At 63.7% G+C, this 14,658-nt stretch carries 16 protein-coding genes; 11 read left to right on the plus strand and 5 right to left on the minus strand.

Features of this window, described 5'->3' with window-relative positions; translation table 11 throughout:
• The first annotated feature begins 108 nt into the window (after window positions 1-108).
• The 7 genes from NKH80_RS22390 to rpsP all read left to right on the plus strand — a co-directional run bounded on the left by NKH80_RS22390 (window position 109) and on the right by rpsP (window position 7,149).
• The gene (locus NKH80_RS22390; protein ID WP_352993531.1) at window positions 109-1,356 is read left to right on the plus strand and encodes a flavin monoamine oxidase family protein; all 1,248 of its coding nucleotides are present in this window, start codon (window positions 109-111) and stop codon (window positions 1,354-1,356) included.
• A gap of 90 nt (window positions 1,357-1,446) precedes the next feature.
• On the plus strand, window positions 1,447-2,541 hold the full coding sequence (locus tag NKH80_RS22395) for a zinc-binding metallopeptidase family protein (protein WP_352993533.1): 1,095 nt from the start codon (window positions 1,447-1,449) through the stop codon (window positions 2,539-2,541).
• Between the two features lie 63 nt (window positions 2,542-2,604).
• The gene (locus NKH80_RS22400; RefSeq protein ID WP_352479695.1) at window positions 2,605-3,207 is read left to right on the plus strand and encodes a DUF1236 domain-containing protein; all 603 of its coding nucleotides are present in this window, start codon (window positions 2,605-2,607) and stop codon (window positions 3,205-3,207) included.
• Between the two features lie 147 nt (window positions 3,208-3,354).
• Window positions 3,355-4,323 carry a CPBP family intramembrane glutamic endopeptidase gene (locus tag NKH80_RS22405; protein ID WP_352993535.1) on the plus strand — a complete coding sequence of 323 codons (969 nt, stop codon included), beginning with the start codon at window positions 3,355-3,357 and terminating at the stop codon, window positions 4,321-4,323.
• Between the two features lie 411 nt (window positions 4,324-4,734).
• Window positions 4,735-6,363, plus strand: coding sequence for a signal recognition particle protein (ffh, locus tag NKH80_RS22410; protein WP_254817889.1), 1,629 nt, complete (start codon window positions 4,735-4,737; stop codon window positions 6,361-6,363).
• A 7-nt stretch (window positions 6,364-6,370) separates the two neighbouring features.
• Window positions 6,371-6,697: a chorismate mutase gene (locus NKH80_RS22415; RefSeq protein ID WP_352479697.1), complete on the plus strand. Its 327-nt coding sequence runs from the start codon at window positions 6,371-6,373 to the stop codon at window positions 6,695-6,697.
• 50 nt (window positions 6,698-6,747) lie between these two features.
• Complete coding sequence (gene rpsP, locus NKH80_RS22420; protein WP_254817891.1) at window positions 6,748-7,149, plus strand: 30S ribosomal protein S16; 402 nt, start codon at window positions 6,748-6,750, stop codon at window positions 7,147-7,149.
• Window positions 7,150-7,220: 71 nt separating this feature from the next.
• On the opposite strand, the gene NKH80_RS22425 is transcribed toward rpsP, so the two are convergent.
• Both NKH80_RS22425 and NKH80_RS22430 read right to left on the minus strand, forming a co-directional pair.
• Window positions 7,221-7,484 (minus strand): YMGG-like glycine zipper-containing protein, encoded by a 264-nt coding sequence (locus tag NKH80_RS22425; RefSeq protein WP_352993537.1) that lies wholly within the window; start codon window positions 7,482-7,484, stop codon window positions 7,221-7,223.
• A gap of 206 nt (window positions 7,485-7,690) precedes the next feature.
• A complete protein-coding gene (locus tag NKH80_RS22430) occupies window positions 7,691-8,101 on the minus strand; it encodes a DoxX family protein (RefSeq protein WP_352479698.1) in 411 nt (136 codons plus the stop codon).
• 254 nt (window positions 8,102-8,355) lie between these two features.
• Between NKH80_RS22430 and NKH80_RS22435 the strand changes: the two genes are divergently transcribed.
• Window positions 8,356-8,763, plus strand: a complete 408-nt coding sequence (locus tag NKH80_RS22435; RefSeq protein ID WP_352479699.1) for an ACT domain-containing protein — start codon at window positions 8,356-8,358, stop codon at window positions 8,761-8,763.
• 525 nt (window positions 8,764-9,288) lie between these two features.
• Here the strand turns inward: NKH80_RS22435 and NKH80_RS22440 are convergent.
• Both NKH80_RS22440 and NKH80_RS22445 read right to left on the minus strand, forming a co-directional pair.
• A complete protein-coding gene (locus tag NKH80_RS22440) occupies window positions 9,289-10,323 on the minus strand; it encodes an aspartate-semialdehyde dehydrogenase (protein ID WP_352479700.1) in 1,035 nt (344 codons plus the stop codon).
• 106 nt (window positions 10,324-10,429) lie between these two features.
• Entirely contained in the window at window positions 10,430-10,579 is a 150-nt protein-coding gene (locus tag NKH80_RS22445; RefSeq protein ID WP_352650252.1) for a hypothetical protein, read from the minus strand.
• 200 nt (window positions 10,580-10,779) lie between these two features.
• Here NKH80_RS22445 and NKH80_RS22450 point away from each other — a divergent pair, with 200 nt between their 5' ends.
• From NKH80_RS22450 to NKH80_RS22460, 3 genes are all read left to right on the plus strand, one after another.
• On the plus strand, window positions 10,780-12,627 hold the full coding sequence (locus NKH80_RS22450; protein ID WP_352751433.1) for a DEAD/DEAH box helicase: 1,848 nt from the start codon (window positions 10,780-10,782) through the stop codon (window positions 12,625-12,627).
• Window positions 12,628-12,715: 88 nt separating this feature from the next.
• Window positions 12,716-13,429 (plus strand): DUF805 domain-containing protein, encoded by a 714-nt coding sequence (locus tag NKH80_RS22455; protein ID WP_352690929.1) that lies wholly within the window; start codon window positions 12,716-12,718, stop codon window positions 13,427-13,429.
• Between the two features lie 108 nt (window positions 13,430-13,537).
• A complete protein-coding gene (locus NKH80_RS22460; RefSeq protein ID WP_352690931.1) occupies window positions 13,538-14,182 on the plus strand; it encodes a DUF805 domain-containing protein in 645 nt (214 codons plus the stop codon).
• On the opposite strand, the gene NKH80_RS22465 is transcribed toward NKH80_RS22460, so the two are convergent.
• Window positions 14,172-14,657 carry a GNAT family N-acetyltransferase gene (locus tag NKH80_RS22465; protein WP_352690932.1) on the minus strand — a complete coding sequence of 162 codons (486 nt, stop codon included), beginning with the start codon at window positions 14,655-14,657 and terminating at the stop codon, window positions 14,172-14,174. The genes NKH80_RS22460 and NKH80_RS22465 overlap by 11 nt on opposite strands.
• Window position 14,658 lies beyond the last annotated feature (1 nt).

The following is a 14,658-nucleotide window of genomic DNA, read 5'->3' on the forward strand; positions in this document are numbered from 1 at the left end:
GCCACGCCGATGCACTCAATACAGCAGGAACCTCAAATCCACCACACTGGCGGACGCCCGGGAATTTGCCTACGATCAAGTAATTATTGTGGCGGGGGCAGAATAAGCATGGAAGACGTTGATGTCGTGATCATCGGCGCCGGTTCAGCCGGGCTTTCGGCTGCCAAGACCCTGCGCGCTGCCGGTTTTTCCTTCAAATTGTTGGAAGCGATGAACCGCATTGGCGGCCGCGCCTGGACCAGCGATCAGCATTTCGGCGTGCCGTTCGACATCGGTTGCGCCTGGTTGCATGCCGCGGACCACAATCCTTATTTTCCCGAGGCGAAAGCCGCCGCCTGGACGCTTCACCATCACGACATGAATGTCGATCATCTCTACTACCGCGAGCGAAAGGCAAGCGAAGCCGAAGAGGCGGCGATGAAGGTGGCCGACGCAAGGCTGTTCGAACTGGTGGCGGCACATCAGGTGAGGGAAGGCGACGACGACCGTCTTTCGGCATTGCTCGCCAAGGGACACGCGCCGCGCGCCGCCGCAACCTTCGCCGGGCCGATGGATTTCGGCGCGGACGAGGACGAGATATCGATCCGCGACTTTCAGGCGGCCGCCGATCTCGATCCGAACTATTTCACCAGGGAAGGCTTCGGTACGCTGGTTGCGCGCTTCGGCGCCGATGTGCCGGTGGAACTGTCGACGCCGGTGCGCAAGATCGTCTGGGATGGGCCGGGCGTAGCCTGCGTCACCGATCGCGGTACCATCTGCGCCAAGGCGGTTATCGTCACCGCCTCGCCGGCAGTGCTCGCCTTCGAGGAGATTGCGTTCTCGCCTGCACTCCCCGACGCGCATTTCGCCGCCTTCTTCGACCTGCCGATGGGCATGCTGACCAAGCTGCCGGTCGAAATATCCGGTACAAGGCTCGGCCTGGAGCCGTTCGACGATTTGCTGATCGAGCGGCTGGCCAGACACGACATCTACTTCCTCTGCTTTCCCTTCGACCTCGATCTGATGGTCGGTTTCGTCGGCGGCGATTTCGCCTGGGAGATGTCGGCGGCGGGCGAGGCGGCCGGCATCGACTTCGTCGTCGACCGGCTCTGCGGCATCTTTGGCGGCGACGTGCGAAAACATGTCGGACGCGCGATGATGACCAATTGGGGCGCTGAGCGGTTCGTGCGCGGCGCCTATGCGGCGGCGCGGCCAGGCCGCTCGCAAGCGCGCGCCACGCTGATGCAGCCGGTGGCGGAAAAGATCTTCTTCGCCGGCGAGCATTTGGCCGGTCCGCTGATGCAGACCTGCGGCGGCGCCAGGCTATCGGGCGCGGCAGTGGCCAAGGAGGTCGTCGCCCAGCTTGCGGCAAAATAGCGTCGGCCGGCAGGAACGTGGGCAGCTGACAGGCGTTTGGCGTTCTCCTGTTCGTATTGTCCTTCGCATTTCGAATGATTTGAGACGCCAATGAAGCTTTTCGACTGCCCGCATTGCGGCCACCGTCTCTATTTCGAGAACGCGCAATGCCTGAACTGCGCCAGCCTCGTGCTCTACGATCCCGAGCATGCGTGCTTCGCGCTGTCCGGCGGCGACGTCTTCCATTGCACCAATGCCGACGAATGCGCCTGCAACTGGATGGCGGAGCCCGGCCACGCCTTCTGCCGCGCCTGTTCGCTGAACCAGCTGATCCCGGATCTGTCGGTCGACGGCAACCGCCGCCGCTGGATCCGTGTCGAGGCGGCAAAGAAGCGTGCCGTCTATTCGCTGCTCGCCTTCGGCCTGCCGGTCGCACCCAAGCAGAATCCCGGCGACGAGATCGGCCTCGCTTTCGATTTTCTTGCCGATCCGATCGGCGGCGGTCCCGGCGGCGAGCGTATCTTGACCGGCCACGACAACGGCCGGATCACGCTCAACGTCGCCGAGGCGGATTCGGCAGAGCGCGAGCGACGGCGCGTCGAGATGGGCGAGAACTACCGCACGCTGCTCGGCCATTTCCGCCATGAACTCGGCCATTATTACTGGGACCGCCTGATCCGCGACGATCCGCAAAGGCTTGCCGGTTTTCGCGCTTTGTTCGGCGACGAGCGCGCCGATTACGAACAGGCGCTGAAGACCTATTATGCCGATGGCGCGCCGCCCGACTGGCAGCAGCGCCATATCTCGGCCTATGCGACGTCGCACCCATGGGAGGACTGGGCCGAGACATGGGCGCATCACATGCACATCACCGACACGCTGGAGATGGTGCATGCCCTGAATTTCCCGCTCGGCCGGTTGGAGACCGTTGAAGCCAACGAGCTGCCGCGCGCCGATACCGGCGGCAAGTTGCAGCCGGCACCATCGGAACTCGCCGCCAGGCCAGAGCCCTTCGAAAGGATTCTCGAGCGCTGGCTGGTGCTGTCGGAGGCGTCCAACTCGATCAACCGCTGCATGGGCCTGCCCGATCTCTATCCGTTCGTCATCTCGGACGTGGCGGCGCAAAAACTTGCTTTTGTTCACGAGCTTTTGACCGACCTGCCGAAAACGACTGGAACAAATCGTGAGCCGGCCGAAGCCTTTTAGCCGGAACGCATGCGGCTTTGCTTCGTTTTCGGTCCCGAGGGACTGTGAAACGGAGAGAAAACCATGAAACGCATATTGTTTCCGGCGGTGGCCGGAGCGCTCATAGCGATGTCGGGCTCTGCTTTGGCCGACACCGCCGTCTCGGCCATCACCGATCTCAATGTACGCGCCGGCCCCGGCCCGCAATATCCGGTCATCGGTGTGCTCGCGGCCGGCCAGTCGGCGACGCTCGACGGCTGCATCGCCAACAGCAAATGGTGTACCATCGCCGAGGCCAACGGCCAGGGCTGGGTCTATTCCGACTATGTGACGGCCGATTTCGGCGGCAGCCGTGTGGTCCTGACACAGCGTCCGGCCAGCGCCGACATTGCCGTCGTGACACCGCCTGCCGATAGCGCCGAATATTCCGACACCTATACCGGAGCGATCGTTGCCGGCGAGGCGATCGAGCCCATCCGCAGACCGCCGGCCGAGATCCGCACCTATGTCCGTACGCATCGGCTCGAACCGGTCTATCTCGAGGGCGAGGTGGTGACCGGCGCGACGTTGCCTGACACCGTCGAGCTGCGCGAGATTCCGGACTATGATTACCGCTATGTCTATGTGAACGGCCAGCCGGCACTGGTCGATCCAGGCACCAGGCGCATCATGTACGTCGAACGCTGACAATACAAACAGGGCGGTCGCCCTATAGCGGCGGCCGCTCGCACTGCCGACATTGCCACAAGCCGGTACTGCCGCTGCAATACCGGTTTCCACATTGCGGCCGATGTTCTAGACCTTGCGAGCCGAAGCACCAGCCAGCGAGCCCGCGTGACGATCGACCCAACCGCCTTCCAACAGTACCGGCACACCACCAACAACAAGACCACTTTGCCGCGGCTTCTGCTTGGAGCGGTGGTCGTCATCCTGTTCTGGCTCGGAACCACTGCCGCCGTGCTGTTCGGCGGCACATATGCCTTTGCCGTTTGGCAGGCGTCATCTGGCACCGCCTCGCCAGGTGGAGGAGCGGTGCAGGATTTCATGGCCTCTCCTGCGGGCATCCTCGCGGCGCTGGCTTCATTTGCCGGAATCTGGCTCGGCCTTTGGGCTGCAATGCGCTGGATCCATCGCGAGAAGCTGACCGCCCTGATTGGCGTCAGCCGGCGCATTTCTTGGGCGGGGTTCCTGAAAGGGTTGACCGCGGTGCTGATCACCTCGCTGCTTTCCGAGATCCTGCTTTATGGTTTGCAGCCCGACATCGCGCGCGGCGCGATCGGCCTGTCCTCGTGGCTTTTGTTGCTGATCCCGATCGCCACCCTGACCTTTCTGCAGACCTCGTCGGAGGAGATGCTTTTTCGCGGTTATCTGCTCAGGGGCCTGGCGAGCCGGTTCCAGAACCCTTTCATCTGGGCGCTGCTGCCGGGATTGCTGTTCACCGCCCTGCACTGGAGCCCAGGTTCGAGCGCCGCCATCAATGCCTGCGTGCTGGCCTCGATCGCCGCCTTTGCGCTGTTGCTGACCCTTCTGGTCTATGCGACCGGCAATCTCGGTGCCGGCTTCGGCGCCCATCTCGGCAACAATCTGACCGGTTTCCTGCTGATTTCGCACCAGCAAAGCTATAATTCCTTCGCCCTGTTCAACGCCAAGCCGCTCGAATCCGCCGGCTGGACGACTTTAGACGCCGTCCTCATCGCCGTGATCGGCATCGTCAGCAGCCTGTTGACCGTTCTGTTGCTTTTGCATCCGCGCTCACCGCTGAAGGTCGAGCCGGATATGCCGCGCGCCGGCGGCGTGCGCTGATGCGCCTTGCCTGGCCGCCCCGAGCATATTTGGCGCAAAGCCCGACCAAAGCTTGACTCTGCGGCCGATTTCCTGTCTACACGCCGCGAAATCCGCGACGAGTATTCCTCCGAGCAAACCGACCGGGACGCCGAAACCTCTTTGAGGTGAAGTGCTGTAAATCGATCCCGGAGGCCAACACCCGGCAGCGCTGTGCGCCCCCGGGTGCTTTTTGGCTTTGGGCTTTTGCCCGGACCGGCTTTTGCTTGGACAGTTGGCGCGAACGCATTACCTCTCGGGCATCATCCGGGTGCCAGGGAAAAGGAAAAAGAATGTTTGAATCGCTACAGGAACGCACAAGAGGCGTGGAGGGCCATCGGCCCGACAGGGATCAAAATCAATCCAAGGCGCTGTCGTGCGGTGGGTTGACCAATGTTTGAGTCCCTGCAAGAGCGCCTTGGTTCGATCCTGAACGGCCTCACCGGCCGCGGCGCCTTGTCGGAGGCTGATGTCTCGGCGGCGCTGCGCGAGGTGCGCCGTGCGTTGCTCGAGGCCGACGTGGCCCTGGAAGTGGTGCGTTCCTTCACCGACAAGGTGCGCGAGAAGGCCGTCGGCGCCGCCGTGGTCAAGTCGATCAAGCCCGGCCAGATGGTCGTCAAGATCGTCCATGACGAATTGGTCGAGATGCTCGGCGCCGAGGGCGTCGCCATCGATCTCAATGCACCCGCTCCGGTCGTCATCATGATGGTCGGCTTGCAGGGTTCCGGCAAGACGACGACCTCGGCCAAGATCGCCAGGCGCCTCACCGACCGTCAAAACAAGAAGGTTTTGATGGCCTCGCTCGACACGCGGCGTCCCGCCGCGCAAGAGCAGCTCCGCCAGCTCGGCGAGCAGGTCAAGGTCGCCACATTGCCGATCGTCGCCGGCCAGACGCCGGTCGATATCGCCCGCCGCGCCGTGCAGGCGGCCAAGCTCGGCGGCCATGACGTCGTCATCCTCGACACTGCCGGCCGCACGCATATAGACGAGCCGCTGATGGTCGAGATGGCCGACATCAAGAAGATGTCGTCGCCGCACGAGATCCTGCTGGTTGCCGATTCGCTGACCGGCCAGGACGCCGTCAATCTGGCAAAAAGCTTCGACGAGCGCGTCGGCATCACCGGCCTCGTGCTGACCCGTATGGACGGCGACGGCCGCGGTGGTGCGGCGCTCTCGATGCGCGCCGTTACCGGCAAGCCGATCAAGCTGATCGGCACCGGCGAAAAAATGGACGCGCTGGAGGAATTCCATCCCAAGCGTATCGCCGACCGCATCCTCGGCATGGGCGACATCGTCAGCCTCGTCGAAAAGGCGGCCGAGAACATCGACGCCGAACAGGCGGCGGCGATGGCCAGGAAGATGCAGTCGGGCAAGTTCGACCTGAACGACCTCGCCGGCCAGCTTCAGCAAATGTCGAAAATGGGCGGCATGGGAGGCATCATGGGGATGATGCCCGGTATGGGCAAGATGAAGGATCAGATGGCCGCCGCCGGTCTCGACGACAAGATGTTCGGCCGCCAGCTCGCCATCATCTCGTCGATGACCAAGGCGGAGCGCGCCAACCCCGATATTCTGAAGCACTCGCGCAAGAAGCGCATCGCCGCCGGCTCGGGTACCGACGCGGCCGAAATCAACAAACTGTTGAAGATGCATCGCGGCATGGCCGACATGATGAAGGCGATGGGCGGCAAGGGCAAAGGCGGCGGCCTGATGCGCGGCATGATGGGCGGCCTCGCTTCCAAGATGGGGCTCGGCGGCATGATGCCTGGCGGCCCAGGCGGTCCCGGAGGCGGCATGATGGGCGGCGGCATGCCGGATCTCTCCAAGATGGACCCCAAGCAGCTCGAAGCCTTGCAGAAGCAGGCGCAGGCGGCCGGGCTCGGCGGCATGAAGGGCCTGCCCGGTGGTCTTCCCGGTGGCGGTGGCCTGCCTGGGCTGCCCGGCGGGATGAAACTTCCCGGCCTGCCGGGTGGTGGCGGGCTGCCAATGCTTGGCAAGAATGGCCTCGGCAAGAAGAAGTGAGAGCGCCATGAACGAAGAGAAGGACATGGCGGACGCGCGTGCGGCGCTGGCCAATTATCGCGCCTCGATCGACAATATAGACGCTGCGCTGATCCACATGCTGGCCGAGCGCTTCCGCTGCACCAAGGCAGTCGGCGTGCTGAAGGCGGAACATGGCCTGCCGCCTGCCGACCCGGCGCGCGAGCAGGAGCAGATCGCCCGTCTTCGCCAGCTGGCCAAGGACGCCCATCTCGACCCGGATTTCGCGGAGAAATTCCTGAACTTCGTCGTCCGCGAAGTGATCCGCCATCACGAGCAGATCGCCGCATCCAACGGCGTGACGAGAACCGGCTGAGGACCAGCCACCAACCGATCAACCACATCAGAGCTTTTAGGAGAAGAGAAATGCCACTGAAAATCCGATTGGCCCGTGCGGGCTCGAAGAAGCGTCCCTATTACCATGTCGTCGTCGCCGACGCGCGTTCGCCGCGTGACGGTCGTTTCATCGAGTCGCTAGGCTCGTGGAACCCGCTGCTGCCCAAGGACGGCGAACGCGTCAAGGTCGACGCCGAGCGCGTCAAGCATTGGCTGTCGCATGGCGCCCAGCCGACCGACCGCGTGCTGCGCTTCCTCGATGAAGCCGGCATCGCCAAGCGCGAAGCCCGCTCCAACCCGAAGAAGGCCGAGCCCGGCAAGAAGGCGCAGGAGCGCGCAGCCTTGCTGAAGAAGGCGCAGGAAGATGCCGCCGCGGCCGTTGCCGCCGCTGCAGCCGCGCCGGCCGAGGCGGAAGCCGCCAGCGCCGAATAAATCATCTCCACAACCACGAAACGGCGGGCCTTGCCCGCCGTTTTGCTGTTCGTACGCATCGTGCGGCCCGATCAATAGCCCTCTGGGCAACTCGCAACGTACACACGACCGTTACGATCGCGATAACGGCACTGGCCGCTTTCGGTGGCACGGCCGATCAGCGCACCGGCCAAAGCGCCGGCCGCACCGCCGATCACCGCGCCCTTGGTTGGGTTGCCGGCCACCGCGGCGCCGACCGCCGCACCGCCCAGGCCACCAACTGCCGCGCCTTGCTCAGTGCGGGAGCAGGCACCGAGCGGTACCAGCAAGGCCATCAAGATCATCACCTTTTTCATTGTCGTTCCTCTCCAACAGGGTGCCGTCCTCGCCGCTGCACCTCCTAACTCGCAACCAGGCGATTTGATCCAAAGAAGAAGATCGGCTGCCGCCCGGCGGCGCTCGATTTGATCCAACTCGATTTGATCCAAAGAGTAGAGAAGCGGCGGCAGATCGCGCCCGCTCTGGCGGCGTGGCCACCATCGAACGGCTTTCGAAGTCGCCGCTATTGGTTGAATGGGAACAACCCGCGCACCCTTGGATCGCGCAGATACAGGCCACCCCAGAGGATGGCGCCGAGATAGACGCCGAACAGTATGTGCGAGAACAAAGGGCTGCCGATCCGCACATGCGTGGCGACGGCGCCGCCGAGATAAGCGGTGAGCAGGATGGCGCCGAGCACCGAGGTGCGCGGCAGCGCGTAAAGCGCTGTCGAGACCAGTCCAATGATGCCGAGAATGCGCGAGACATTGGCATCGGCCGGCCAGCCGAGCTGCACCATGGTCTGGGTGACGATTTCGAGCGGCGGTAGCTTGATCACGCCGTCGAAGATCATGAACAGCACGACGACGGCGCTGAGCACGCGGCCGGCCCACAAGGCACGCGATGAGACGGGTGCTGCCTGAGACATGGTCATTGATGTTCCCTCCGGTCGTTGTGAGCACTGGCTCCTCCGCCAGCTCGAACCAAGGACGCGGCCCATTACGGCGATCCGACATGCCTCCAGTTCTTTTCACTCCAGCGGCGAACCTTGGGTGTGTACGTTCAGTCAGCAACGAACCTGGCCAAGTCCACCTTGCGGGGTGAGGTGGAGGGCGTTATCGAAAATCCATAGAAGTGTCTTCGAGCGCTCGACGCAGCAGCCGCCTAGTCGCACAACGAAAGCAATCGATGGCCGGAGAGACCGACCTGAAACAGTTGCTGGCGGCAATGACGCCGGAATTGCTTGCCGGGGTTCATGTGTTCACCACGTTGCCACCCGATGCGCCCGTTCCCGACAGGCTCCACCCGGTGATGCTATTTCGCGAGCGCGAGGGCATGACGCTGATCGTGCATGAAGACCATGCCAAGGCCGCTGGACTGAAAACCGTGTTCCGCTGCCGGATGCTGACGCTGAACATCCATTCGTCGCTGGACGCGGTCGGCTTCCTCGCCGCCATCACCGCACGACTGGCCGCGGCCGGCATCGGCGTCAATCCGGTCTCGGCCTTCTACCACGATCACCTGTTCGTGCCCGCCGACCGGGCGGAGGAGGCGCTGGAGTTGCTGTTGGACCTAGCGGAGGAGAACCGGCTGTGACGCCGGCACCTTGCTGGCCATTTGAGACGCCTGCGCTGCCCCTCATCCTCCTGCCGGAACCTTTTCCCCGTGAGCGGGGAGAAGGGCGCTAACGGCCGAAGGCCGAGCCCGCGACTGCGGCCGCCGGCCTTCCGGCGCCCCCGCGGAGGGCCAGCCGCGATAGCGGCGATACGGCACGTGAGCGAAAAGCAAGCTGAGCAAAAATCGCGGCCGAAGGCCGAGCCTGCGACCGCAGGCTGCCGGTCGTCCGGCGCCCCCGCGGAGGCCAGCCGCGTTAGCGGCGATACGGCCGTGAGCGAAAAGCAGGCTGAGCAAAAATCGCGGCCGAAGGCCGTGCCTGCGACCGCAGGCCGCCGGTCGTCCGGCGCCCCCGCGGAGGCCAGCCGCGTTAGCGGCGATACGGCCCGTGAGCGAAAAGCAAGCTGAGCAGAGATCGCGAAGGCCGTGCCTGCGACCGCAGGCCGCCGGTCGTCCGGCGCCCCGCGGAGGCCAGCCGCGTTAGCGGCGATACGGCCGTGAGCGAAACTACGCCGCCTTCTTCTTTGGCTGGATCAGCCCGCGCTCGACCAGCAGCTCGGCGATCTGAACCGCATTGAGTGCCGCGCCCTTGCGCAGATTGTCGGAGACGATCCACATCGACAGGCCGTTGTCGATGGTCGAATCCTCGCGGATGCGCGAGATGAAGGTGGCGTCCTCGCCGGCCGATTCCAGTGGCGTGATGTAGCCTCCGTCCTCGCGCTTGTCGATGACCTGGCAGCCCGGCGCCTCGCGCAGGATCTCGCGCGCCTCATCGGCGGTGATCGGCTTTTCGAACTCGATGTTGACCGCTTCCGAATGACCGATGAACACCGGCACCCGCACGCAGGTCGCCGTCAGCTTGATCTTGGGGTCGAGCATCTTCTTGGTCTCGGCCACCATCTTCCACTCTTCCTTGGTGAAGCCGTCGTCGAGGAAGACGTCGATATGCGGGATTACGTTGAAGGCGATACGCTTGGTGAACTTCTTGACGTCGACGGTGTCGGCGACGAACACCGCGCGAGTCTGCGTGAACAATTCGTCCATGCCTTCCTTGCCGGCGCCGGAGACCGACTGGTAGGTGGCGACGACGACGCGCTTGATGGTGGCAGCGTCATGCAGCGGCTTCAGCGCCACGACCAGCTGCGCCGTCGAGCAGTTCGGGTTGGCGATGATGTTCTTGCGCGTGAACAGCGAGATCGCATCCGGGTTCACTTCCGGAACGATCAGCGGCACGTCCTGGTCGTAACGGAAGGCCGACGAATTGTCGATGACGACGCAGCCCTGCTTGCCGATCTTCGGCGACCATTCCTTCGAGACGTTGCCGCCAGCCGACATGATGCAGATGTCGGTGTCTGAAAAATCATATTGGTCGAGCGCCCTGACCTTCAGCGTGCGGTCGCCGAACGACACTTCCGTGCCCTGGCTGCGCCGCGAGGCCAGCGCCACCACCTCGCTCACCGGAAAGCCGCGTTCCTCCAGTATGTTGAGCATTTCCCGGCCCACATTGCCCGTGGCGCCGACGATCGCAACCTTGAAACTCATCGAAATCTCCTGTCCCTCTCCGCTCGGTTTCTGGAGAAAACCCGCCGGCCGATGCGGGTTTCAACCCCCGGGCCGGACCCGGGAGAGGGTGGTTAGGCCAAGGGAATCAGACCGTTTTGGTGGTCGTTTTGCCGGTTTTTTTGAGCAACAACGTGGGTTTGCTGGAACGAGGAGACGCACCGACGCACCCGGCCCAATGGTTCGCATTGGGGCCGGGGATGTCGAATGCAAGGAGCGCCATCAGAAGGCCGCGCATCGAAACTATCCCGTTCGGTGCCGGCTTTTACGCGGTTTGCGTTCAGAGTCAATCGCAACCAGGCCGACCCGCCCGCCCTGTACAATGACATCGGCACCAAGTACGAACGGGTATCGTCTGGCTCGTGGCGCCCGTCCGTGGCGCTTGCCGACATTTACCCGTCGCCGGGTATTTAAGAATCCGAATTTCGAAAGAGCAAGATGTCCAATTTCGAAGCTATTGTTCCCGCGCTGGCAAAGGCGCTGGAAAAACGCGGCTATGTCGAGCTGACGCCGGTGCAGAAAGCGGTTCTCGAGCTTGGCCAGGCCGATGCGCTGGTTTCGGCCCAGACCGGCTCCGGCAAGACCGTCGCCTTCGGTCTGGCTTTGGCGCCGACCCTTCTCGATGGCGCGGAGCGCTTTTCCCACGCGGCGGCACCCTTGGCGCTTGCCGTGGCGCCGACGCGGGAGCTGGCCCTGCAGGTGACGCGCGAGTTGGAATGGCTTTACGAACTGACCGGGGCAGCGATAGCCTCCTGCGTCGGCGGCATGGACATGCGCACCGAGCGGCGCACGCTGGAACGCGGTGCCCACATCGTCGTCGGCACGCCCGGCCGCCTGCGCGACCACATCACCCGCAACTCGCTCGACATGTCGGCGCTTAAGGCAGTGGTGCTCGACGAAGCCGACGAGATGCTCGACCTCGGCTTTCGCGAGGATCTGGAATTCATCCTCGATGCTGCCCCTGCCGATCGCCGCACGCTGATGTTTTCCGCCACTGTGCCGCGCTCCATCGCCACGCTGGCCAAGGGCTACCAGCGCGATGCGGTACGCATCTCGGCTGGTGGCGAGGAGAAACAACATCTCGACATCGAATACCGCGCGCTGAGCGTCGCCCAGGCGGATCGCGAAAACGCCATCATCAACGTGCTGCGCTTTTACGAAGCCAAGAACGCGCTGGTGTTCTGCAACACCCGCGCCGCCGTCAACCATCTGACGGCGCGCTTCAACAACCGCAACTTTTCCGTCGTGGCGCTGTCCGGCGAGCTTAGCCAGAACGAGCGCAGCCACGCGCTGCAGGCGATGCGCGACGGCCGCGCAAAAGTCTGCATCGCCACCGACGTCGCGGCACGCGGCATCGACCTGCCCAACCTCGAGCTGGTCATCCACGCCGACTTGCCGACCAACCCGGAGACGCTCCTGCACCGAAGCGGGCGGACGGGACGGGCAGGACGCAAGGGCGTCAGCGCGCTGATCGTGCCCAACAATGCCCGCAGGCGCACCGAACGCCTGCTGCAAAGCGCCGGCCTTGCGGCGACGTGGGCGAGCCCGCCTTCGGCCGACGACGTCTTGCGCCGCGACGACGAACGCATCCTCGCCGCCCCGGTCTTCAGCGAGCCGGTGACGGACGATGAGCGCGGCTTCGTCAACGCGCTTCTCGACCAACGTGGCGCCGAACTGGTGGCGGCGGCCTTCGTGCGTCTCTGCCGCTCCAGCCGCTCGGCGCCCGAGGATCTCTTGGACGTCGCTCCGTTCACGCCGTCCGGCGACAGACCCGCTGGCGACAGAGCCGCCCGCCGCGACGAGGCAGCGAGCCGCCGCGACGATTTCGGCGACAGCGTCTGGTTCTCGCTGTCGGTCGGACGCCGGCAGAACGCCGAGCCGCGCTGGCTGATCCCGATGCTGTGCCGGACAGGCGGCATTTCCAAGCGCGAGATAGGCGCGATCAAGATGCAGCCGGAGGAAACCTTCGTGCAGATCGCGGCGGACTGGGCCGAGCGCTTCCTCGCTGCGATCGGTCCCGACCGCAAGCTGCAGGGCAACATTGCGGTCAAGCGGCTGGACGCTACGCCGGATTTGTCGCGAGCCGGCTATCAGGAACCGCGGCCCGACAAGAAGCCGCATCGCGGCAAGCGCACCTTCGATCAGCACGCGCCCAAATTCGAGAAGCGCGCACCGGCCGACCAGCGCCCGGCATTCGAGGCGAAGCCCTGGGCCGGGAAACCGGCCAAGGCGAAGTTCGAAGGCGGACCTGCGAAACACAAGAAATCGAAGAAACGGCCGGGGTAAATAGCCAGCACTCTCCATTTCCGCACGCCCCTTGCGGTCTGCCGGAACTTTGCACAGTCTGGGGCGGGGAAATGGGGGTGGGCAGGACATGCGCGGCGAAGTTCTTCATTACGACGAAGACCAGGGTTTTGGTTTCATCACCGGAGCCGACGGCAACCGCTACACTTTGGCGCGCGAAGATTTGCGCCGCGAAGCATCGGTTGCCGGAGGTACGACCGTCGAATTCCAGCCGGCTGGCGGACGGGCACGCGATGTTTTTTCGATCCGCGTCCAACCTCGCAGTGCGCCTGCCGACGCCTCCACTGCAACCGCCGTGCCATCTCAGGCCGGCAATGCGCCAGCGGCACGTCAGCCGCAACATTTCGGCCGTTCCGCTGAACAAAGTCCGGCCGAATCCGCCGGCCTGTGGAACTATTTCTGGCTGGGTCTGACCGAGAATTACTTCAACTTCGCCGGCCGTGCCCGCCGCAAGGAATATTGGGGCTATTGCCTGTTCTGGACGATCGCGCTGATCGTGGTCATAGGACTCGGCGTCTTCATCGATGACGCCATGGGCAATCTCGACAACAGTGAACTGCCGGCAGTAACGGTCGGCCTTTTCGGCCTCTTCCTGCTGGCGACAGCCCTGCCATGGTTCGGGCTGAACGTGCGTCGCCTGCACGACATCGGCCTGACCGGCTGGCTCTTCCTGCTTTTCCTGATCCCGACCTTCGGCATCGTGATCATCCTGATCTTTGCGCTGATCCCGACCCAGCCGCGTGAAAACCAGTGGGGTCCGGTGCCGGCAGGCGTCAGGGTTTAGCCGGCGCCGTGCCTAGCAGCCGCTCCATTCGCACATGTGATGCGTGCATATTGCAATTGGAAACAACCTTGGATAGTATCCGTACGGCACAGTATTTGGGGGCAAGCAATGCGCGGCGCGATTTATCATTATGACCAGGATCAGGGTTTCGGATACATCAATGGAGCCGACGGCAAGCGTTACATCGTCGGGCATGAGGATCTGAGTCCCGGCGTGGCGTTGGTCAGAGGCGCACCCGTCGAGTTCCAGCCGGACGATGGGACTGCGCGCGCCGTCATTGCAGGAAGGCCAAGGGCTGCCGAATCCCGCAGCCTCATTCCCAACGGCGTTGAACCTGCCCAATCCACCGGATTATGGGCTTATTTCTGGCGCGCATTCAAAGTGAGACATGTCAGCTTCACCGGCCGCGCCCGCCGCAAGGAATTTTGGGGCTTTTTTCTGCTCACGCTGATCGTGTTCTTCGCGCTTCTTGCGTTCGGCGTCCTCATCAATGCAGCGATCACAGCTGTCAGAGGCGACCTGGAATTTGGAGCTTTGGGTTATGCGCCAGCCTTCGTGTTCCTGCTATTGACTGTCCTGCCGTGGTTTGCCCTTATGGTACGACGCCTGCATGACATCGGCCTGAGCGGCTGGTTCGTTTTGCTGTACTTCGTTCCCGGCTTCAACACGCTGGGTCTGTTGGCGCTTGGGCTTATCCCATCCAAGGTCAGTGAAAACCCTTGGGGGCCGGTGCCGGCGGGCGTCAGGGTTTAGCGATCGCCTTCAGCGTCTCGCTCGAAAGCCTGAGGAAGACCTTCCGACCCTGGCGCTCCGCGCCGAGTCCGACGTAGAAGCGCAGCGCACGCTCGTTCCAGTCCTCGGTGGTCAGGTCGATGCGGCCGATGCCTTCGCGCAGGCAATGGCCGGCAAGGAATGCCATCAGCGCTCGACCGACACCGCCATTGCGGGCATCATCGCGTACGAATAGGTCCTTGAGGAACAGCAGCCGCTCGAGATCGATGCCGGGATGCGCGATCGCAACCGAGGCCAGCCCGCAAACTTCACCATCGACAAAGGCGAGCGCAAAATGCGGATAGGCCGGACTTTCGTCGCCAAGCCATTTCTGCGCCGCCGACAAAGCTTGGCTGGCGTCGAGTGGCGGCTGCCGGTAATGCACCGCCATTTCGCAAAGCATGGCGGCGAGTGCCGCGGCATCCCCGGTCGTCGCCCAGCGGACGTCGACCGACACA

Origin of the sequence: Mesorhizobium sp. M0904 (assembly GCF_040319475.1) — a bacterium.
In the GTDB taxonomy this organism is placed as follows: Bacteria; Pseudomonadota; Alphaproteobacteria; order Rhizobiales; family Rhizobiaceae; genus Mesorhizobium.

Coding starts and splice junctions, on each gene's coding strand:
- NKH80_RS22435 (WP_352479699.1), top strand. CDS start 8,356: ATGGCCGGAGAGACCGACCTGAAACAGTTGCTGGCGGCAATGACGCCG.
- NKH80_RS22425 (WP_352993537.1), bottom strand. CDS start 7,484: ATGAAAAAGGTGATGATCTTGATGGCCTTGCTGGTACCGCTCGGTGCC.
- NKH80_RS22430 (WP_352479698.1), bottom strand. CDS start 8,101: ATGACCATGTCTCAGGCAGCACCCGTCTCATCGCGTGCCTTGTGGGCC.
- NKH80_RS22415 (WP_352479697.1), top strand. CDS start 6,371: ATGAACGAAGAGAAGGACATGGCGGACGCGCGTGCGGCGCTGGCCAAT.
- rpsP (WP_254817891.1), top strand. CDS start 6,748: ATGCCACTGAAAATCCGATTGGCCCGTGCGGGCTCGAAGAAGCGTCCC.
- NKH80_RS22440 (WP_352479700.1), bottom strand. CDS start 10,323: ATGAGTTTCAAGGTTGCGATCGTCGGCGCCACGGGCAATGTGGGCCGG.
- NKH80_RS22450 (WP_352751433.1), top strand. CDS start 10,780: ATGTCCAATTTCGAAGCTATTGTTCCCGCGCTGGCAAAGGCGCTGGAA.
- ffh (WP_254817889.1), top strand. CDS start 4,735: ATGTTTGAGTCCCTGCAAGAGCGCCTTGGTTCGATCCTGAACGGCCTC.
- NKH80_RS22455 (WP_352690929.1), top strand. CDS start 12,716: ATGCGCGGCGAAGTTCTTCATTACGACGAAGACCAGGGTTTTGGTTTC.
- NKH80_RS22400 (WP_352479695.1), top strand. CDS start 2,605: ATGAAACGCATATTGTTTCCGGCGGTGGCCGGAGCGCTCATAGCGATG.
- NKH80_RS22460 (WP_352690931.1), top strand. CDS start 13,538: ATGCGCGGCGCGATTTATCATTATGACCAGGATCAGGGTTTCGGATAC.
- NKH80_RS22395 (WP_352993533.1), top strand. CDS start 1,447: ATGAAGCTTTTCGACTGCCCGCATTGCGGCCACCGTCTCTATTTCGAG.
- NKH80_RS22445 (WP_352650252.1), bottom strand. CDS start 10,579: ATGCGCGGCCTTCTGATGGCGCTCCTTGCATTCGACATCCCCGGCCCC.
- NKH80_RS22390 (WP_352993531.1), top strand. CDS start 109: ATGGAAGACGTTGATGTCGTGATCATCGGCGCCGGTTCAGCCGGGCTT.